The 17,244-nt window shown below is 67.3% G+C and carries 19 protein-coding genes; 9 read left to right on the top strand and 10 right to left on the bottom strand.

What is annotated here, in order from left to right; genetic code table 11:
* Positions 1–58 precede the first annotated feature (58 nt).
* Positions 59–1,198, top strand: a complete 1,140-nt coding sequence (locus ACM0PY_RS09810) for a hypothetical protein (protein WP_180883799.1) — start codon at positions 59–61, stop codon at positions 1,196–1,198.
* Positions 1,199–1,279: 81 nt separating this feature from the next.
* Here ACM0PY_RS09810 and ACM0PY_RS09805 read toward each other — a convergent pair whose 3' ends face one another.
* Positions 1,280–1,774, bottom strand: a complete 495-nt coding sequence (locus tag ACM0PY_RS09805) for a MarR family winged helix-turn-helix transcriptional regulator (protein ID WP_072168901.1) — start codon at positions 1,772–1,774, stop codon at positions 1,280–1,282.
* A 129-nt stretch (positions 1,775–1,903) separates the two neighbouring features.
* On the opposite strand from ACM0PY_RS09805, the gene hppD reads away from it, so the two are divergent.
* Together hppD and hmgA are read left to right on the top strand one after the other, a co-directional pair.
* Positions 1,904–3,016: a 4-hydroxyphenylpyruvate dioxygenase gene (gene hppD, locus ACM0PY_RS09800; RefSeq protein WP_180883801.1), complete on the top strand. Its 1,113-nt coding sequence runs from the start codon at positions 1,904–1,906 to the stop codon at positions 3,014–3,016.
* A 103-nt stretch (positions 3,017–3,119) separates the two neighbouring features.
* The gene (gene hmgA / locus ACM0PY_RS09795) at positions 3,120–4,418 is read left to right on the top strand and encodes a homogentisate 1,2-dioxygenase (RefSeq protein ID WP_032957134.1); all 1,299 of its coding nucleotides are present in this window, start codon (positions 3,120–3,122) and stop codon (positions 4,416–4,418) included.
* Between the two features lie 84 nt (positions 4,419–4,502).
* Here hmgA and ACM0PY_RS09790 read toward each other — a convergent pair whose 3' ends face one another.
* Positions 4,503–5,042 carry a hypothetical protein gene (locus ACM0PY_RS09790; RefSeq protein ID WP_180883803.1) on the bottom strand — a complete coding sequence of 180 codons (540 nt, stop codon included), beginning with the start codon at positions 5,040–5,042 and terminating at the stop codon, positions 4,503–4,505.
* Between the two features lie 125 nt (positions 5,043–5,167).
* Here ACM0PY_RS09790 and ACM0PY_RS09785 point away from each other — a divergent pair, with 125 nt between their 5' ends.
* Positions 5,168–5,824 carry a hypothetical protein gene (locus ACM0PY_RS09785; protein WP_053497705.1) on the top strand — a complete coding sequence of 219 codons (657 nt, stop codon included), beginning with the start codon at positions 5,168–5,170 and terminating at the stop codon, positions 5,822–5,824.
* A 72-nt stretch (positions 5,825–5,896) separates the two neighbouring features.
* Complete coding sequence (locus tag ACM0PY_RS09780) at positions 5,897–6,862, top strand: sodium:calcium antiporter (protein WP_180883805.1); 966 nt, start codon at positions 5,897–5,899, stop codon at positions 6,860–6,862.
* Positions 6,863–6,909: 47 nt separating this feature from the next.
* Here the strand turns inward: ACM0PY_RS09780 and ACM0PY_RS09775 are convergent, their stop codons facing one another.
* The 8 genes from ACM0PY_RS09775 to ACM0PY_RS09740 form a co-directional block, all read right to left on the bottom strand.
* Positions 6,910–7,299 carry a Na+/H+ antiporter subunit G gene (locus ACM0PY_RS09775; RefSeq protein WP_005419868.1) on the bottom strand — a complete coding sequence of 130 codons (390 nt, stop codon included), beginning with the start codon at positions 7,297–7,299 and terminating at the stop codon, positions 6,910–6,912.
* Positions 7,296–7,580 (bottom strand): K+/H+ antiporter subunit F, encoded by a 285-nt coding sequence (locus ACM0PY_RS09770; protein WP_005411334.1) that lies wholly within the window; start codon positions 7,578–7,580, stop codon positions 7,296–7,298. The genes ACM0PY_RS09775 and ACM0PY_RS09770 overlap by 4 nt, the downstream gene beginning before the upstream one ends.
* Positions 7,577–8,083, bottom strand: coding sequence for a Na+/H+ antiporter subunit E (locus tag ACM0PY_RS09765; RefSeq protein ID WP_111202306.1), 507 nt, complete (start codon positions 8,081–8,083; stop codon positions 7,577–7,579). Before ACM0PY_RS09765 ends, ACM0PY_RS09770 begins: the two co-directional genes overlap by 4 nt.
* Positions 8,080–9,615, bottom strand: a complete 1,536-nt coding sequence (locus ACM0PY_RS09760) for a monovalent cation/H+ antiporter subunit D (protein ID WP_180883807.1) — start codon at positions 9,613–9,615, stop codon at positions 8,080–8,082. The genes ACM0PY_RS09765 and ACM0PY_RS09760 overlap by 4 nt, the downstream gene beginning before the upstream one ends.
* On the bottom strand, positions 9,612–10,004 hold the full coding sequence (locus tag ACM0PY_RS09755; RefSeq protein ID WP_049438879.1) for a Na+/H+ antiporter subunit C: 393 nt from the start codon (positions 10,002–10,004) through the stop codon (positions 9,612–9,614). Before ACM0PY_RS09755 ends, ACM0PY_RS09760 begins: the two co-directional genes overlap by 4 nt.
* Complete coding sequence (locus ACM0PY_RS09750; RefSeq protein ID WP_180883809.1) at positions 10,004–12,832, bottom strand: monovalent cation/H+ antiporter subunit A; 2,829 nt, start codon at positions 12,830–12,832, stop codon at positions 10,004–10,006. Before ACM0PY_RS09750 ends, ACM0PY_RS09755 begins: the two co-directional genes overlap by 1 nt.
* A 331-nt stretch (positions 12,833–13,163) precedes the next feature.
* Entirely contained in the window at positions 13,164–13,649 is a 486-nt protein-coding gene (locus ACM0PY_RS09745) for an Mpo1 family 2-hydroxy fatty acid dioxygenase (protein WP_053497697.1), read from the bottom strand.
* 199 nt (positions 13,650–13,848) lie between these two features.
* Entirely contained in the window at positions 13,849–14,775 is a 927-nt protein-coding gene (locus ACM0PY_RS09740; protein ID WP_061478205.1) for a phosphoribosylaminoimidazolesuccinocarboxamide synthase, read from the bottom strand.
* 144 nt (positions 14,776–14,919) lie between these two features.
* Here ACM0PY_RS09740 and ACM0PY_RS09735 point away from each other — a divergent pair, with 144 nt between their 5' ends.
* The 4 genes from ACM0PY_RS09735 to ACM0PY_RS09720 all read left to right on the top strand — a co-directional run bounded on the left by ACM0PY_RS09735 (position 14,920) and on the right by ACM0PY_RS09720 (position 17,233).
* Positions 14,920–15,249 carry a J domain-containing protein gene (locus tag ACM0PY_RS09735; protein WP_065186520.1) on the top strand — a complete coding sequence of 110 codons (330 nt, stop codon included), beginning with the start codon at positions 14,920–14,922 and terminating at the stop codon, positions 15,247–15,249.
* Positions 15,250–15,279: 30 nt separating this feature from the next.
* Positions 15,280–15,957, top strand: a complete 678-nt coding sequence (gene rpe, locus ACM0PY_RS09730; RefSeq protein ID WP_134971114.1) for a ribulose-phosphate 3-epimerase — start codon at positions 15,280–15,282, stop codon at positions 15,955–15,957.
* A gap of 12 nt (positions 15,958–15,969) precedes the next feature.
* Complete coding sequence (locus ACM0PY_RS09725) at positions 15,970–16,452, top strand: GNAT family N-acetyltransferase (RefSeq protein WP_134971136.1); 483 nt, start codon at positions 15,970–15,972, stop codon at positions 16,450–16,452.
* A gap of 289 nt (positions 16,453–16,741) precedes the next feature.
* The gene (locus ACM0PY_RS09720) at positions 16,742–17,233 is read left to right on the top strand and encodes a hypothetical protein (protein ID WP_134971116.1); all 492 of its coding nucleotides are present in this window, start codon (positions 16,742–16,744) and stop codon (positions 17,231–17,233) included.
* The last annotated feature ends 11 nt before the right edge of the window (positions 17,234–17,244 follow it).

The following is a 17,244-nucleotide window of genomic DNA, read 5'->3' as shown; positions in this document are numbered from 1 at the left end:
GCCGTTACCGGCAAGGACCTCAGTCGACATCCCGTCGATGCTACCTACCGGAACGCCCATGCACAGCGACCACGCCGAACGATTGCCCGAACCTGCCAGCGGTCTGGTCGACGGCGGAGCCGGCGATGGCGTGACCTTGCCGGCGCAGGAAGCCCTGTTGGACGACGCCGGCACCGGCGAGGAAACCGTCGAACTGGCCCCGCCGCGCCATCGCCTGCCGCAGATCGCGTTGCCCGACAACGTGGTGTTGAAGGGCGCGGTACAGAAGCTGGTCGAGCAGAAGGCGCGCCTTGATGCGCTGGCCGCCGAAGGCCAGCTGGCCGGGCTGCTGCCGCCGGAATGGCAGGGCCATGGCGCGCGCGCGATCGAGCTGTCCACCTTCATCCAGGGCGTGCTGCCGTTCCTGCAGACCGGGGAGCGTGGCGAAACTGCGCCTGCCCGTCTGCCGGTGCGGCACGTGCTGGGGGATGACAGCCGATGGGGCCTGGAGGATGTCGCCGAGCCGAAGTCGTTGGCGTGGTACCTGGCCAGTGACGAGCGCGCCACGGCGGGCAGCAAGGACGTCGCCGAGGCCTGGCTGGTCGGCGCGCTGGGCCTGGCGTGGATGCAGGAAGGGCGCAGCCGCCCGGGCTTCCTGCGTGCGATGGGCCAGGACAGTCTGGCGGCGCGGGTGACCATGCTGGGTTATCCGCCCGCCAACGAACTGGCGCTGTACAACGTCACCGCGCAGGGACAGCCGCAGATCTGGTGCGTGCATGGCCGCCGCCGCATGCGCCCGCTGGTGGCGCCGTGGCTGAGCGTGCCGCTGCTGACCGCTTACGGCGTGCCCGCCCCGGTGGCGTGGCCGTCCAGCTTCCCACCGGTGGAGGCCGTGGCCGAAGTGCTGGCGACCGCCCGCCTGGGGCGCGCGCTGCCGGAAGTGGATCTGGCCAAGGCCGTGGCGAAGATCACCGAAGAGGCCGCATCTGAAGCCTGGCAGCCGGTCAGCCTGCTGCAGCTCAATACCTGGTCACCGCGCTGGCATTTCTTCCTGGGCACCTTCGTCGGCCTGCCGTCGCTGCTGCTGGTGGCTGCGGCGCTGGCGCTGCCCGGGGCCGTCGAAGCCGCCACGGTTGCCGCCTCGCTGGGCTTCGCCGGCGGCGCCATCGCAGCACTGGCCGTGCCGTGGATCCACGCAAGGCGCAAGCACCTGAGCTGAAAAAAGGGGACGGAGGGGATTAAGTCGTTTCAGGCACACCTGTGCTCATTACGACTTAATCCCCTCCGTCCCCTTTTTCGTTCAGACCCCTTCGCCCATCCGCTCCAGACCTTCGCCGGCCAGGCGCAGGATCAGCTTTTCCAGCAGTTGTTCTTCCTCGTCGCTCAGCACTGACATCAGCTTGCGGGTGATCTCGATCACCATCGGCGCGATGGTCTCGTACACCTCGAAACCGGCGGCCGACAGCGCCAGTACCGAGCGGCGGCGGTCGTCGCCATGCGTCTCGCGCTTGATGAAGCCGCGCTCCAGCAGGCGGGCCACGGCGCGGCTGACCGCCACCTTGTCCATCGCCGTGCGGTCGGAGACCTCGCTGGCCGAGGAGCCCGGGTACAGCGCCAGGATGGTGATCACCCGCCACTCGGGGATCGCCAGACCGTAACGATCGCCGTATAGCTTGGCGATGTTGCCGCTGACCCGGTTGGACAGCACGCTCAGCCGGTACGGCAGGAACTGTTCCAGGTCGAGCAGGACGTGCGAGGCACGCAGGCGGGTCGAGGCAGGATCGGCGGGGCTCATGTTGCGGTGCACCTTGCTGGTGGTTTCAAGTGTAACTATAAGGGGTGGGTCCAGACCCTGCATTCTCGCCGGGTCCCTACCTGCCCGCACCTGGTTTGTACCGATGCGGTACCGATTCGGAGCCACGCCATGAATACCGCAGTCCCGACCGCCTCGCATCCCAACCCCGGCATGCAGGTCACCACCTTCGAGAACCCGATGGGCATCGACGGCTTCGAGTTCGTCGAATTCGCCGCCCCGGCCGGCCGTGGCCAGGAGCTGCACGAGTACTTCCGGAAGATGGGCTTCAGCGCGGTGCTCAAGCACAAGCAGCGTCCGATTACCGTCTATCGCCAGGGCGACGTCAACTTCCTGGTCAATGAAGACCCCGATTCGTTCGCTTCGGACTTCGCCGAAAAGCACGGTCCGTGCGCCTGCGGCTTCGCCATCCGCTTCAAGAAGCCGGGCCAGGAGGTCTACCAGACCGCGCTGGGCAACGGCGCCGAAGCCATCGCCTTCAAGCCGGACAGCAAGGCGGTCAGCGCCCCGGTCATCAAGGGGATCGGCGACTGCATGCTGTACCTGGTCGATCGCTACGGCGCGGCCGGCAGCATCTACGACGGCGACTACGAGCCGATCGCCGGTGCCGACCTGCACCCGGTGGGCTTCGGCCTGACCTTCATCGACCACCTGACCCACAACCTGTACTTCGGCAACATGCAGCAGTGGTCGGACTACTACGAGCGCCTGTTCAACTTCCGCGAGATCCGCTACTTCGACATCAAGGGCCTGAAGACCGGCCTGGTGTCCAAGGCGATGACCGCGCCGGACGGCATCGTGCGCATCCCACTGAACGAATCGTCCGACCCGAAGAGCCAGATCAACGAGTACCTGGACGCGTACAAGGGCGAGGGCATCCAGCACATCGCCTGCTTCACCGAGAACATCTACGACACGGTCGAAGCGATGCGCGCGCAGGGCGTGGACTTCCTCGACACGCCGGAGACCTACTTCGACGTGATCGACCAGCGCGTGCCGAACCACGGTGAAGACGTGCCGCGCCTGGCCAGGAACAAGATCCTGATCGATGCCGATCCGGAAACCCACCAGCGCAAGCTGCTGCAGATCTTCACCCAGAACTGCATCGGCCCGATCTTCTTCGAGATCATCCAGCGCAAGGGCAACGAGGGCTTCGGCGAAGGCAACTTCACCGCGCTGTTCGAGAGCATCGAGCGCGACCAGATCCGCCGCGGCGTGCTGTAAGGTCCTGGGCAGCGCCGGGTCACGCCCGGCGCCTGCTTGCCTGTAGAGCCGAGCCATGCTCGGCTGCTTTCCGTTCCGGTCTTGCCGTTTTTCAGGAGCCCCCATGTCCCCCGCCATCACCGCCCGCGGCTACCAGTCCGGCTTCGGCAACGAATTCGCCACCGAGGCCGTCGCCGGCGCGCTGCCGGTCGGGCAGAACTCGCCGCAGAAGGTGGCCCACGGCCTGTACGCCGAACAGTTGACCGGCACCGCGTTCACCGCGCCGCGCGGCAGCAATCGCCGCAGCTGGCTGTACCGGATCCGTCCGGCGGTGACCCATGGCGAGTTCACCCCGTTCGCGCAGTCGCAGCTGCAATGTGATTTCGGCGCACAGCCGGCCTCGCCGAACCAGCTGCGCTGGAGTCCGCTGCCGCTGCCGGAGCTGCCGACCGACTTCGTCGAAGGCCTGTACACGATGGGGGGCAACGGTTCGCCCGACGCGCATGCTGGCGTGGGCATTCACCTCTACGCTGCCAACCGCGACATGGTCGGCCGCTACTTCTACGATGCCGACGGTGAGCTGCTGATCGTGCCGCAGCTGGGCGCGCTGCGCCTGCTGACCGAGCTGGGCGTGATCGAGATCGAGCCGCAGCAGATCGCGGTGATCCCGCGCGGCGTGCGGTTCCGCGTTGAACTGCCCGATGGCCCGAGCCGCGGCTACATCTGCGAGAACTACGGTGCGCTGCTGAAGCTGCCCGACCTTGGCCCGATCGGTTCCAACGGCCTGGCCAATCCGCGCGACTTCGAAACCCCGCACGCGGCGTTCGAGGATGTCGATGGCGATTTCGAGCTGATCGCCAAATTCGAGGGCCGCCTGTGGCGTGCGCCGATCGACCATTCGCCGCTGGACGTGGTGGCCTGGCACGGCAACTACGCGCCGTACCGCTACGACCTGCGCCGCTTCAACACCATTGGCTCGATCAGCTACGACCACCCGGATCCGTCGATCTTCCTGGTGCTGCATTCGCCCAGCGACACGCCGGGAACCAGCAACATGGATTTTGCGATCTTCCCGCCGCGCTGGCTGGTGGCGCAGAACACGTTCCGCCCGCCGTGGTTCCACCGCAACATCGCCAGCGAGTTCATGGGCCTGGTGCATGGCGCGTACGACGCCAAGGCCGAAGGCTTCGTGCCGGGCGGCGCATCGCTGCACAACTGCATGAGCGGCCACGGCCCGGACGCACCGACCTTCGACAAGGCGTCCAATGCCGATCTGTCCAAGGCGGACGTGATCAAGGACACGATGGCCTTCATGTTCGAGACCCGCGCGGTGATCCGCCCGACCGCACAGGCCCTGGCCGCCGGCCACCGTCAGGGCGACTACCAGCAGTGCTGGAACGGCCTGCGCAACAACTACCGCTGACCCGAAAAAGGGGACGGAGGGGATTAAGTCGTTTCATGCACACGTGTGCTGATTGCGACTTAATCCCCTCCGTCCCCTTTTTCTTCAGGCCACCTCGGCGAACGCGTCGCAGTGCTCCAACGGCAGCGCTTCCAGCAGGCGTTGGCGTACACGCTGGCAATAGCCTTCCGAAGTCAGCCCGGGCAGCATCCGCATCGCCGAGTGCAGCACCTGCAGTACTTCACTTTCGGCGCGTGCCTGCTGCAGGTCGCGGAACAGCGCCGCCGCCTGCGGGTGGCGCTGCATTTCCAGGATGCCCAGCACATAGATGCGCGCAGCCACCAGCGAGCGGCGGCGTTCGACCGCTGTGGCCGCGGCTGCGGCAGGTGTTGCGGGCTGCGGCGCTACCGTGGCTGCCGGCGGCGGTGGCGGGGCTGCGGCACCGGTACCGGTACCGGTGCTCAGGTAGCCGGCCTGCACCAGCTGGATGACCATCGCGGGCGCATCCTGGCCGAGCAGGCCGGTAAGGTCGGTGATGCTGCGTTGGCCGTCGCACAGGATCAGCAACCGGCGCTGGCGCATGTCCAGCGGCGCGCGATGGGCCTGCAGCGCGGTTCGGGCGAGTTCGGTCTTGCGCGGTTGCATGGAAGGGACAGCCAGGTCGGTGCACGCCGAGCCTGAACGAGGGCGATGAAACCGCGATGACAATGCAGCATCTGCACGCGCGCTGCGCTAGCGTGCAGCTACCTTCGTGCCAGGGAACCGCACCGATGAAGCACCTCCCGATTGCTGGTCTATTGCTCCTTTCGCTCGCCGCCTGCAGTGGCGGCCCCGACAAGCAGGGCGCCGCCGGCAGCGGCAGCGACACCCCGGCGGAAACCGCCTCGGCGACCGGTCCGGCCCAGTCGACGGATCCTGATCTGGCGGCCCGCCCGGCGAACGACCTCCGCAAGGACAGTCCCGCCCGCCTGGACGGCTTCGCGGGTGCGAAGCTGGGCACCGGCATCGCCGAAGTCCGCAGTGGTTTTGGCACGCCACTGCAGGGGCTGGGCACCGATGCCGCCGGCAAGCCGCTGCCCGCCGACGACGGCAACGACGGCTGCTACTTCCTGCGCCCGCAGGATGCCGAGGACCCGCGGCTGATGATCGAAGGCCGCAAGCTGGTGCGCTACGACGTGCGCAGCGCCGCCATCACTGCACCGGGCGGCGGCAAGGTCGGCATGACCCTGGGCGAGCTGCAGGTGCTGTATCCCGAGCGCGCTGACGTCGGTCCCGACAAGTACGACGAGAAGGCCCAGCACCTGCGCGTGCGGCCGGCGCAGGAGGGCGGGGCAGTGATCGACTTCGCGCTCGGTGCCGATGGCCGGGTGGGGGCCTGGCGGGTCGGGCAGACCCCGCAGGTCGACTATGCGGAAGGCTGTGGCTGATCCTTGATCCACCGCCCAGCCATGCGCTCGGGCCAAGCGTAGAATCGCGCCACCACTGCTGGGGAGTGCTCGATGATCGCCATTGCCATTGCCTGGTTCCTGCTCGGCCTGCTGCTGCTGGCACTGGGCGGGGACTCCATCGTCAAGGCCGTCTCTGGCCTGGCCCAGCGCTTCGGGGCCAGCCCGTTCACTGCCGGGCTGCTGCTGCTCGGCGTGACCACCTCGTTGCCGGAACTGGCGGTCAACGCACGTGCGCTGGCGGTCGGCCAACCGGAGCTGGCACTGGGCAATGCCGTGGGCAGCAGCATCGTCAATCTGGGCTTGACCCTGGCGGTGGCCGCCGTCGCCGCCCCCCTGCTGCTGCGCGCGCGCCTGCAGGCGGTGCTGTGGTGGTCGCTGCTGGCGGCCGGCGTGTTGCTGATCCTGTTCGGCCTGGATGGTCGCCTGGTGCGCTGGGAAGGCGGCGTGCTGGTGGCGGGCTTCATCGTCATGCAGGTGCTGCTGCTGCGCCGCAGCTGCGTCGAGAGCGCCGAGGTGCAGGCAGCCATCGCCGAATCCGCGCTGAGCCGCACCAGCCTGCCGTTGAACGTGCTGCGCGTGCTGATCGCCGCACTGACCCTGTACTGGGGCGCGCGCCTGGTGGTGGGTGCTGCGGCCGACTTCGGTGTCGCACTGGGCTGGACGCCGTTGCTGGTCGGCCTGTTGCCGGTGGCGATCGGCACCGCACTGCCCGAGGTGGCCACCGCCATTGCCGCCTCGCGTCGCGGGCATGGTGACATGGTGCTCGGCCACGTACTGGGTTCCAGCGTGGTCAACCTGCTGCTGGTGATCGGTGCGATGGCGGTGTTGCAGCCGTTGGCCTTGCCGGCCTCGTTCGTGCGCCTGGAACTGCCGGCGCTGTTGGCGTTTGCGCTGGTGCTGTACCCGATGCTGCGCGGCGACCTGAAGATCAGTCGTGGCGAAGGCGGGATCCTGCTGGTCGCGTTCGTAGGCTGGTTCGTGCTGGAGCTGCTGCTGGTCGGCGCACCGGCGCTGTAGAGCCGAGCCCATGCTCGGCTGCTGTTCGTGCCGACCAGCGGTCGGCACTACCGGTTCTGCGTGGTTTCTTCTTCCCGCACCGGTTCCGGCGGCGGCAGCTGCTCCTCGGCGGCCGGCTCGTTGCCCGGCAGGCTGGGGCGGGTTTCCATCAGCAGCGACAACGCGGCCTTGGCCATCATGTGCGCGCTGATCGGTGCGGTGATGAACAGGAACACGGTGATCAACAGCTCGCGTGGCTGCGGGTCCTGGCCGAGGAAGATGTGGTAGCACACCGAGCACACCAGCACGCACCCCACGCCCAGTGTGCTGGCCTTGGTCGGTGCGTGCAGGCGCTTGAAGAAGGTGGACAGCTTCACCAGGCCCAGTGCGCCGACCAGGATGAAGAAGCAGCCGAACAGCAGCAGGATCGACAGGACGATCTGGATCGCGGTGATCATTCGACGATGTCCCGGCGCAGCACGAACTTGCTCAGCACCACGGTGCTGCCGAAGCCGAGCATGGCGATGATCAGCGCCGCCTCGAAGTAGATCGGTGAGTTGAGGTACATGCCGAACAGCATCAGCTCAGCGATCGCGGTCACCGACAGCGTGTCCAGCGCGAGGATGCGGTCGGGCACGGTCGGCCCGCGCAACAGCCGCCAGGTGGCCAGCAGCATCGCCAGGCCGACCACGTGCATGCACACCACCAGGGTGGTCTGGATGACTTCAAAACCGGTCATGGGAAGATCTCCATCAACGGCGCCTCGTAACGGCGCTTGATCGTATCGATCAGGTCCTGCGGGTCCTCCAGGTGCAGCACGTGCACCAGCAGGTACTTGCGGTCGTCGCTGAGCGCGGCCGAGACCGTGCCCGGGGTCAGCGTGATCATGCTGGTCAGCGCAGCGATGCCATGGATGTTGGCGATGTCCAGCGGCAGCCAGATGAAACCGGGGCGGATGTTCTTCTCCGGCCCCAGTACCTGCAGGGCGACACGGATGTTGGACATCAGGATGTCCCACAGGGTCACGCACAGCAGTTTCGGCAACGGGCGCAGGGTACCGATGCGGGCGAACTCGCGGTCCAGGCGTGCGGCGAACAGCGGCACCACCACGCCCAGCAGCAGGCCCAGCACGATCTGGCCAAGGGTGAAGCTGTCGGACATCAGCAGCCAGAACGCCACCACCATGATGCTCAGCATCGGCGACGGAATCAGGCGACGGAACAGGGAGCGCTGGGCGGTCATGGCTGGCGGATCTCCGGTGCAGTCGCACGCAGCTGCTGCACGTACTCGCTGGGGTGCAGCAGCTGCGCGGCGGTGGCGTCGGTGTAGCGCATCAGCGGTGCTGCGGCCAGGGTCATGCCGATGCCGTAGGCCAGCAGGATGCAGGCCGCGTACAGCTCGACCCGGCGCAGCCGCGCCTTGCGCGGTACCGGCGCTTCCGGATCGACCGGCGGCACGCGCCAGAACAGGCGGATGCCTCCCCGGGTCAGGCCCATGATCACCAGCAGGCTGCTGACCAGAACGGCGGTCCAGACCGGGCCGGTGTACTGCGCCGGCATGCCGGCCAGCAGCGCAGCCTTGGCCAGGAAGCCGGACAGCGGCGGCAGGCCGGCCACCGACACCGCGCCGATCAGGAACAACACGGCGGGCGTCTCCTTGCCCGGCATCGGCGCGACCACTTCCTTGCGGTCGCTGGCGCTACCGCGACGGCGGCGGATCAGATCGGCAACCAGGAACAGCGCGGCAGCGACGAAGCTGCTGTGCGGCAGGTAGTACAGGCCAGCCGAGAGCACCTGGGGCGTGCCCACCGAGAAGGCGATGAACAGCGTGGCCGCCGACACGATCACCAGGTAGGAGATCAGCACGCGCAGGCGGGTGGCGGCCAGTGCGCCGAGGCCGCCCAGCACCAGCGTTGCGACGCCGGCCCACAGCAGCCAGTCGCGGCCATAGCCGGCCATCGCGCCGGCATCGTCGCCGAACCACAGCATCTGGATGCGCAGCACCGAGTACAGGCCGACCTTGGTCATGATCGCGAACAGCGCCGCCACCGCCGCCGGTGCGCGCGAATAGGCTTCCGGCAGCCACAGGTACAGCGGCATCAGCGCGGCCTTGGCGCAGAACACCAGCAGCAACAGGCCCATGGTCGCCTTCACCAGGGTCAGCTGTGCCGGCGGTACCTCGGCGATGCGCTGCGACAGCTCGGCCATGTTCAATGAGCCCAGCGAGGCATACAGCAGGCCCAGCGCGACCAGGAACAGGGTCGAGGCGGTGACGTTGAACACCACGTAGTGCAGGCCGATTCGCATGCGCAGGCCGCGGCCACCACTGAGCAGCAGGCCGTAGGAGGCGATCAGCATCACTTCGAAGAACACGAACAGGTTGAAGATGTCGCCGGTCAGGAACGCACCGTTGAGACCGACCAGCTGGAACTGGAACAGCGCAAGGAAGTGCGGCGCGCGGCGGTCCCAGCCCGAGCAGGCGTGCAGCAGGCAGGGAATGGCCAGCAGCAGGGTGGTCAGCAGCATCCACGCCGACAGCCGGTCGGCTACCAGCGCGATGCCCAGCCGCGACGGCCAGTCACCCAGCAGATAGACGTTGATGTCACCGCTGGCCGTGGTGGCAAACAGCAGCCCGACCGCCAGCGCCAGCGCCGACAGCGCGGTCCAGGCCACCGCCCGCTGCACCCTGGGGCCATAGCGGCGGTGTTCGACGAACAGCGACAGCGCCGCACCCAGCAGCGGAATCAGGATCGGCAGGATCACCAGATGGTTCATGCGCGGTCCTCGCCCTGGTGCGGCGGCACACTTCCATCCTGCAGGTCGTCATCCGGCTCGTGGGCATCCACGTGGTCGCTGTGGTTGTCGCTGCGGCTGCGCATGGCCAGCACAATGCTCACCGCGGTCATCGCAAAGGCGATCACGATCGCGGTCAGCACCAGTGCCTGTGGCAGCGGGTCGGTGTAGTTGCCCAGGTGGCTGTCCACGCCTTCCTGCAGCACCGGCGCCTTGCCCAGCACCACGCGGCCGCCGGCGAAGATCAGCAGGTTGGTGGCGTAGGACAGGAAGGTCATGCCGAGGATCACATCGAAGCTGCGCGCACGCAGCAGCAGGTAGATGCCGATGGCGGTCAGCACGCCGATCGCGGTAGCCAGGGCCAGTTCCATCAGTGCATCTCCCCGGTGCGTGCCGAGCGGCGTTGCAGGTCGATCTCACCCTTGCGGGCAGTGCGGGTACGCGACGGCTTGATCGTGCCCATCATCGACAGCATCAGCATGGCGCCGCCGAACACCACCAGATAGACGCCGATGTCAAAACCGATCGCGCTGGCCAGCGGTACGTCGCCGATCAGCGGCAGGTGCAGGTCGAGATGGCCGCTGGTCAGGAACGGCACGCCGAACAGCATCGACGCGCTGCCGCTGAGCAGGGCGATCAGCAGGCCCATGCCGATGCAGCGGATGTAGTCGAAGCCGAAGCGAGACTCCACCGATGCAGTGCCCTGGATCACGTACTGGATCAGCAGCGGCACTGCCAATACCAGGCCGGCGATGAAGCCGCCACCCGGTGCGTTGTGCCCGCGCAGGAACAGGAAGATCGACACGGTCAGGGTCAGCGGGAACATGATCTGCGCCAGATCGGCCGGCACCGGCAGCTTGATCGGCGGGCCGGGCATGATCTGCTCCGGCGCCATCCGCGTACGCCGCAGCAGCGCATGCACCACCAGCGCGGCGATGCCGAACACGGTGATCTCGCCGAAGGTATCGAAGCCGCGGAAGTCGACCAGGATCACGTTGACCACGTTCTGGCCGTAGGCCTCGGGCAACGCGCGGGCGAGCAGCTCGCCGGCCATGGTGTTCGGCGGCAGGGTCATCGCCGAATAGGCCAGCGCGCCAAGCCCGGCACCGGCGATGATCGCGATCACCGCGTCGCGGCGCTTGCGCCAGCGCGGCCGCTCCGGGCCGGACTGCGCAGGCAGGTAGTTCATGCCCAGCAGCATCAGCACCAGCGTCACCATCTCCACCAGCAGCTGGGTGAGGGCCAGGTCGGGCGCGGACAGGAACACGAAGGTCAGCGCCACCATCAGGCCGACGCCGCCGACCAGCAGCACCGCCAGCAGGCGCTGCTTGTAGATGCGCAGGGTGGCGACCGCGCAGGCCATCATCACCAGCCACAGGGCCCAGCCCAGCAGCGGAATCGGCTGCGGCGCGGTCCAGTTCGGCGAGGCTGGGTTGGCCACGAACGGCGCAGCGGCAACCACGATCGCCACCAGCACCAGGCCCAGCAGCATGCGCTGCAGGCTGCCATTGGCGATGCCGCTGGTCAGGCGCATGGCCAGCGCGGACACGGCGTCCAGCTGGGCGTGGAACACATTGCGGCCCGTGCTGACATTGGTCACGGCATGCAGGTTGATCAGCCTGCGCAGGCCGAAGTACAGCGCCACGCCACCGACCACGCCGATCGCGCTCATCGCTAGCGGCAGGTTGAAGCCGTGCCACACCGCCAGGCTGTATTCGGGCATGGCGGTGCCGAGGATCGAGGCCGCAGCGGCGTGCAGCACCGGCGCGACGGTCAGTGCGGGTGCCACGCCCACCGCCACACAGATCACCACCAGCAGCTCCACCGGCACCTTCATCCAGCGCGGCGGCTCGTGGGGCACGCGGTCCAGGTCGTGCGGGCCAGCGCCGAAGAAGGTGTCGTGCACGAAGCGCAGGCTGTACGCCACGCCGAACACGCCTGCCAGCAACGCAGCGATCGACACCGCCGTGCGCATGATGCCCGGGCCGCCGGCCGTAATCGCTTCGGCGAACAGCATTTCCTTGGACAGGAAGCCGTTGAGCAGCGGGATCCCGGCCATCGCCAGCGAGGCGATGATCGCCAGCGCGCTGGTGAACGGCATCAGCCTGCGCAGCCCCCCCAGCTTGCGCATGTCGCGGGTGCCGGTTTCGTGGTCGATGATGCCGGCGGCCATGAACAGCGAGGCCTTGAAGGTGGCGTGGTTGAGGATGTGGAACACGCCGGCGACCACCGCCATCGGCGTGGACAGGCCGAACAGCAGGGTGATCAGGCCCAGGTGGGAAATGGTCGAGTACGCCAGCAGGCCCTTCAGGTCGTGCTGGAAGATCGCGTTCCAGGCCCCGATCAACAGGGTGATCGCGCCGATGCCGCTGACCGTGTAGAAGAACAGGTCGCTGCCGGCCAGCGCCGGATGCAGCCGCGCCAGCAGGAACACGCCGGCCTTCACCATGGTGGCCGAGTGCAGGTAGGCCGAGACCGGGGTCGGCGCCGCCATCGCGTGCGGCAGCCAGAAGTGGAACGGGAACTGCGCGCTCTTGGTGAAGATGCCGGCCAGCACCAGGAACAGGGCGTACGGATACAGCGTGCTGGCGCGGATCTGCTCGCCGGCGGCCAGCACCACATCCAGGTCGAAGCTGCCGACGATACGGCCGATCAACAGCACGCCACCGAGCAGGGCCAGGCCGCCGCCGCCGGTGATCACCAGCGCCATGCGCGCGCCTTCGCGTGCGTCCTGGCGGTGCGACCAGAAGCCGATCAGCAGGAACGAGCTGATGCTGGTCATTTCCCAGAAGATCATCAGCAACAGCAGGTTGCCCGACAGCACCATCCCCAGCATCGCGCCCATGAACAGCAGCAGGTAGCAGTAGAAGCGGTGCGCGTTGTCCTGCTGGCTGAGGTAGTAGCGCGCATACAGCACCACCAGGGCGCCGATGCCCAGCACCAGCCCGGCGAACATCCAGGCCAGCCCGTCCAGGCGCAGGGTGAAGTCCAGGCCGATCTGTGGAAGCCAGGGGACCAGGGTGCGGACCACCTGGCCATCGAGCACCGCCGGGGTCAGCCAGCCGAGGATGGCCAGCCCGCCCAACGGCGCCAGTGCCGCCAGCCAGGCAGCAGTCGAGCGCGAACTACGGGGGAAGGCCGCAACAGCCGCTGCCATCAGGAACGGCAGGGCCAGCAGCAGGGGCAGGCTGGAGAGCATGCAGGGAATCCATGATTCACGAGCAGGTCAGGGAGAATAACAGGCTGCGAAATGTCGCCGAAACCCATCAAACAGCGATCAATTGCATGTAACGTTCGCTGATTCATTTTTTCTGCGGCGCAACCTCACGTTCCTGCGGTCCCTCCCGGTTGCCTTCGGGGGACACCCTACGCCCACGCAGGGAGACCGCAGGCCCTGTCGCACAGGGGCTGCCGTCAACGGACGGGAGGCGGGGAGCGGGTCACCGGCGCAGGCTGGCAGGGCCGCCGTGGAGTGTGGGTGATGGAATTCGCCCGTTCAGGAAACGACGGCCGCTGTCGGCCGCCGGCGATCAGTAGCGCCAGTCGAGCTTGCGATAGAACTTGGCCATCACCCAGGCCGGGCCGATCAGCAGGTAGGTCAGGTCGGTCAGGAAGCTGGGCTTGCGACCCTCGAACGTGTGGCCGATGAACTGCGCGATCCAGGCCACCACGAACACGCCCACCGCCAGCCAGCGCAGCGCATGCAGGCCGATCTCGGCCTCCAGCAGGCGGCACAGGCAGCCGAATACGAAGAACTGGACGAGCATGCCGATGCCCAAGGGGCGCGACAGCTTGTTGTAGAAGCACCAGGCGCTGAACATCGCGAACGCCGACCAGATGCCGTACTGGAACCAGGTGATCAGCGGCGGCAGGCACCACAGCAGGGCCACCACCGACCACAGGATCGCCGGCACCGCCACCACGTGGATGCGCTGGTTGATCACGTTGCGGTGGTCGTCGGAGTAGCTGGCGAAATAGCGGTCGATCGGCCGCGCAAGCTCGGTGGATGTCTGCATGCTGCGTCGCTTCCTCGGACAACGGTAGTGCCGGCCGCTGGCCGGCAAACCAGAGCATAGCCGAGTTCGCGACGTCGCCGGCCAGCGGCCGGCACTACCAGGACCAGGCCATGCCTCGCTGCAGGTTCACCGAAGCGCCGGCCAGCGGCCGGCACTACCGAACGCGCCCCCAGCCTTTCCGGCCAGGGGCGCAGGCGGATCAGTCGACGCTGATCCCGGCCAGGCGCTGCAGCGCCTCGGCGTACTTGGCGCGGGTGCGCTCGATGATGTCGGCCGGGATGTTCGGACCCGGGGCGGTCTTGCCCCAGTCCAGCGTCTCCAGGTAATCGCGCACGAACTGCTTGTCGTAGCTCGGCGGGCTGGTGCCCACTTCGTACTCGTCGGCCGGCCAGTAACGCGAGGAATCCGGCGTCAGCATCTCGTCCATGATGTACAGCCGGCCATCGGCGTCGGTACCGAACTCGAACTTGGTGTCGGCCAGGAGGATGCCGCGCTCGCGGGCGTAATCGGCGGCGAACTTGTAGATGCGCAGGGTGGCGTCGCGCACCCGCTCGGCCAGTTCCGCACCGACCTGCTTCACCATCGCGTCGAAATCGATGTTCTCGTCATGGTCGCCGACCGCGGCCTTGGTCGAGGGTGTGAAGATCGGCTCGGGCAGCTGTTCGGCCTGGCGCAGGCCGTCGGGCAGGTCGATGCCGCTGACCTTGCCGGTGCGCTGGTAATCCTTCCAGCCGCTGCCGATCAGGTAGCCGCGGGCGATCGCTTCCACCGGCACCGGCTTCAGCTTGCGGGTGACCACCGCGCGCTTGGCGTACAGCGCCGGGTCCACGCCTTCGGGCAGCACGCTGGCCACGTCGATGCCGGTCAGGTGGTTGGGCATCAGGTGCGCGGTCTTGGCGAACCAGAAGTTGGAGACCTGGCAGAGCATCTCGCCCTTGCCCGGGATCGGGTCGGGCAGGACCACGTCGAACGCCGACAGGCGATCGGTGGCGACCATCAGCAGGTAGTCGCCCGGCGGGGTTCCGGCTGGCAGCCGCTCGCGCGGGATATCGAACACATCACGCACCTTGCCGCGATGGCGCAAGGGCAGGCCGGGGAGATCGGATTGCAACAGCGTGGTTGGCACGGGCACTCCTGGGGCGTTGTCGATACGGCTGCTGCCCAACGGACCCGGCGGGCCCGCTGACCAGCGGGCGGCCTAGTGTAAAGCCGTCCGGGCCCGCTGTGACGTAAAATGAGCGTCCATTTCGTCGGACCACCCCGGAGCGCCATGCGCTGGTACGGAAAACTGCTCGGATTCATCGCCGGCGCCCTGCTGTTCCGGCCCAATCCGCTGTTCGGCGCGGTGGTCGGCCTGCTGATTGGCCACGCCTTCGATTCGGACTGGTTCCGCCTGAACAAGGAGAACCCGTACCGGGAGCTGGGGCTGACCTCCGAGGCCACCGATGCCGAGATCGAGCGCGCCTACCGCAAGCTGATCTCGCAGTACCACCCCGACAGGCTTGGCGGCGCCGCCCCCGAGCTGCAGCAGCAGGCCGAGCAGAAGTCGCGGCGGATCAATGCCGCCTACGACCGCATCAAGACCCTGCGCAAGCGCTGACCCACTTTCCCCTCGTTGCAAGGCCCGGCCATGTCCCACTGCCTCATCGCCCCCTCCATCCTGTCCGCCAACTTCGCCCGCCTCGGCGAGGAAGTCGACAATGTCCTCGCTGCCGGTGCGGACTGGGTCCACTTCGACGTGATGGACAACCACTACGTGCCGAACCTGACCATCGGCCCGATGGTCTGCCAGGCCCTGCGCAAGCACGGCGTCACCGCGCCGATCGACGTGCATCTGATGGTCGAGCCGGTGGACCGCATCATCCCGGACTTCGCCGAGGCCGGTGCCACCTACATCAGCTTCCACCCGGAGGCCAGCCGCCACGTGCACCGCACCATCCAGCTGATCCGCTCACTGGGCTGCAAGCCGGGCATCGTGCTCAATCCGGCCACCCCGGTGGACATCCTCGACTGGGTGCTGGATGACCTGGACCTGGTGCTGCTGATGTCGGTCAACCCGGGCTTCGGCGGCCAGGCCTTCATCCCCTCGGCGCTGGACAAGCTGAAGGTGGTGCGCAAGATGATCGATGCCAGCGGCAAGGACATCCGCCTGGAGATCGACGGTGGCGTGAAGGCCGACAACATCGGTGAGATCGCTGCCGCCGGCGCCGACACCTTCGTTGCCGGTTCGGCCATCTTCAACGCCAAGACCAGCTACCAGGACGTGATCGCGCAGATGCGCGCGAACGTCGCTGCGGCACGGGGCTGAGCCATGAGTACGGTGGCCGTGTTGAACATCCGCCCGGCCACCGTGGCCGATGCTGGCCTGATCCTGCATTTCATCCGCGAGCTGGCGATCTACGAGAAGGCCGAGCATTCGGTGCAGACCGATGAGATCGGCATCGCCGAGAGCCTGTTCGGCGCCGACGCCACCGCCCGCGCGCTGATCTGCGAGGCCGACGGCGAGGCCATCGGCTATGCGGTGTACTTCTACAACTACTCCACCTGGCTGGGCCGCAAGGGCATCTACCTGGAAGACCTGTACGTCAGCCAGGAAAAGCGCGGTGCCGGTGCCGGCAAAGCGTTGCTGAAGTACATCGCACGCCAGGCCGTGGCCGAGGGTTGCGGCCGTTTCGAATGGTCGGTGCTGGACTGGAATACCCCGGCCATCGAGTTCTACACCGCCGCCGGTGCCACGCCGCAGGACGAGTGGACCGTGTACCGGCTGCAGGGCCGGGCGCTGCACGATTTCGCCAACGGGTGAGGCGTAGGGCAGCCACGCATGGCGTGGCTCTACCGGGTCCACACCTCAACCGGTTGTGGTGGGTGCGAACCGCAACCCGGTGGGTGCGGTTCGCACTGCCTGTGCACCCCCAAAAAAAAAGCCGCGCCAATCCGCGGCGCGGCTTTGCTGCATGCGTGGGAGGCTGATCCTGCCTCCATCCATCATCCCTGCTATGGCCTTCCATTCTCCGGGCCATCGGTGACAGCCTGATGACAGGGTGTCGCCAATGCCCCTGCGGCGAGCCGTGCACGGGCACTAGAATGGAGCGATGGAAAATGATGCGGATGTTGTTGCGCTGCTTGAATCCTGGTTTCAGTTTGCGGCAGAAGATGCACTGGTCATCGACCCTGGCTGCATCACTGCGGAGGCACGAGGGAATCTCTGCGCGTTCTCCCCACCGCCAGACACCTTTCTGGACGTTGCACCAGTCGTAGCCTTCGTTCACCGGGTTGCCGCGTACCGCGCCGCGCAGGTCGCAGGCCACGCCATGACGTTCTACTGCTGGCACGACGCCATGGTGCGCCAGCTGCGCCTCAGCCTGGTGTCTTCCCAGCACGGGCATCTGCCATTCGGCTGCCACCATGTGGCAACGACGGATGTCCGCAGCATTGTGCAGGCCATCGTGGTCGACGATTGGAACAACCCTCGATGCCTGTGTCTTGAAGACCGCGATGGCATCGACGCAGCCGGTGCCAACGCAGACGGCCCGATGTACACCGAGGAGCGGCCCTTGAGGGTCGCGGTCATCCCGCTCGGCTGAACGGCTTCACC

The sequence above is a fragment of the Stenotrophomonas sp. BR163 genome (assembly GCF_047520985.2).
GTDB classification, from domain to species: Bacteria; Pseudomonadota; Gammaproteobacteria; order Xanthomonadales; family Xanthomonadaceae; genus Stenotrophomonas; species Stenotrophomonas sepilia.
Note: the sequence above shows the minus strand (reverse complement) of the source record. Positions and strands in the feature narration are given on the sequence as shown.

Coding starts and splice junctions, on each gene's coding strand:
- ACM0PY_RS09810 (WP_180883799.1), top strand. CDS start 59: ATGCACAGCGACCACGCCGAACGATTGCCCGAACCTGCCAGCGGTCTG.
- ACM0PY_RS09805 (WP_072168901.1), bottom strand. CDS start 1,774: ATGAGCCCCGCCGATCCTGCCTCGACCCGCCTGCGTGCCTCGCACGTC.
- hppD (WP_180883801.1), top strand. CDS start 1,904: ATGAATACCGCAGTCCCGACCGCCTCGCATCCCAACCCCGGCATGCAG.
- hmgA (WP_032957134.1), top strand. CDS start 3,120: ATGTCCCCCGCCATCACCGCCCGCGGCTACCAGTCCGGCTTCGGCAAC.
- ACM0PY_RS09790 (WP_180883803.1), bottom strand. CDS start 5,042: ATGCAACCGCGCAAGACCGAACTCGCCCGAACCGCGCTGCAGGCCCAT.
- ACM0PY_RS09785 (WP_053497705.1), top strand. CDS start 5,168: ATGAAGCACCTCCCGATTGCTGGTCTATTGCTCCTTTCGCTCGCCGCC.
- ACM0PY_RS09780 (WP_180883805.1), top strand. CDS start 5,897: ATGATCGCCATTGCCATTGCCTGGTTCCTGCTCGGCCTGCTGCTGCTG.
- ACM0PY_RS09775 (WP_005419868.1), bottom strand. CDS start 7,299: ATGATCACCGCGATCCAGATCGTCCTGTCGATCCTGCTGCTGTTCGGC.
- ACM0PY_RS09770 (WP_005411334.1), bottom strand. CDS start 7,580: ATGACCGGTTTTGAAGTCATCCAGACCACCCTGGTGGTGTGCATGCAC.
- ACM0PY_RS09765 (WP_111202306.1), bottom strand. CDS start 8,083: ATGACCGCCCAGCGCTCCCTGTTCCGTCGCCTGATTCCGTCGCCGATG.
- ACM0PY_RS09760 (WP_180883807.1), bottom strand. CDS start 9,615: ATGAACCATCTGGTGATCCTGCCGATCCTGATTCCGCTGCTGGGTGCG.
- ACM0PY_RS09755 (WP_049438879.1), bottom strand. CDS start 10,004: ATGGAACTGGCCCTGGCTACCGCGATCGGCGTGCTGACCGCCATCGGC.
- ACM0PY_RS09750 (WP_180883809.1), bottom strand. CDS start 12,832: ATGCTCTCCAGCCTGCCCCTGCTGCTGGCCCTGCCGTTCCTGATGGCA.
- ACM0PY_RS09745 (WP_053497697.1), bottom strand. CDS start 13,649: ATGCAGACATCCACCGAGCTTGCGCGGCCGATCGACCGCTATTTCGCC.
- ACM0PY_RS09735 (WP_065186520.1), top strand. CDS start 14,920: ATGCGCTGGTACGGAAAACTGCTCGGATTCATCGCCGGCGCCCTGCTG.
- rpe (WP_134971114.1), top strand. CDS start 15,280: ATGTCCCACTGCCTCATCGCCCCCTCCATCCTGTCCGCCAACTTCGCC.
- ACM0PY_RS09720 (WP_134971116.1), top strand. CDS start 16,742: ATGGAAAATGATGCGGATGTTGTTGCGCTGCTTGAATCCTGGTTTCAG.